Genomic DNA, 437 nt, shown 5'->3' on the forward strand with positions numbered 1-437 from the left:
CCATATGCTGTTGTGGCTTTGCCCGTAGAAAAAAAGGCATACCACGGCTACCATGCATAAGAGCAGAAACGCACCGTACAACCGGTCGGCCAGCTTTCTTTTTTTGCTTACGTTCACATCCTTTGTTTTGCGGTCGGACACACCCTTCTGCGATGTTCTTTGTCCCGCCATCTGCGTTTCCTCATTGGTTGATGATGTTGCTGGAACCTAGAGGGTTAGCCTCCTTTTCTTCCGGTGTTGCGTCTGAAGGTGGTGAGTGCAGCTCACGCCACACCATGCCACCGGGAATTGATTCAGCCAGAAAAAGATTTCCTGCCGCCCAGAGACATAATCCGGTTAGCTGTACCCACTTAAAACCGGAGAAAAGCGTGGCGAACAAAATGGACCATGAAACGATGAATGTCAGTCCTGGCCTCCATCTGGTTGTTGCCCAAAGT

General features: G+C 50.3%; 1 protein-coding gene. It reads right to left on the bottom strand.

What is annotated here, in order from left to right:
- Window positions 1-181: 181 nt before the first annotated feature.
- Window positions 182-437: hypothetical protein (locus RTW80_RS27355; RefSeq protein ID WP_312721221.1), on the bottom strand; the 256-nt coding region annotated here is incomplete at its 5' end.

Source organism: Escherichia sp. AM3, from assembly GCF_032029835.1.
Lineage (GTDB): Bacteria > Pseudomonadota > Gammaproteobacteria > Enterobacterales > Enterobacteriaceae > Escherichia > Escherichia coli.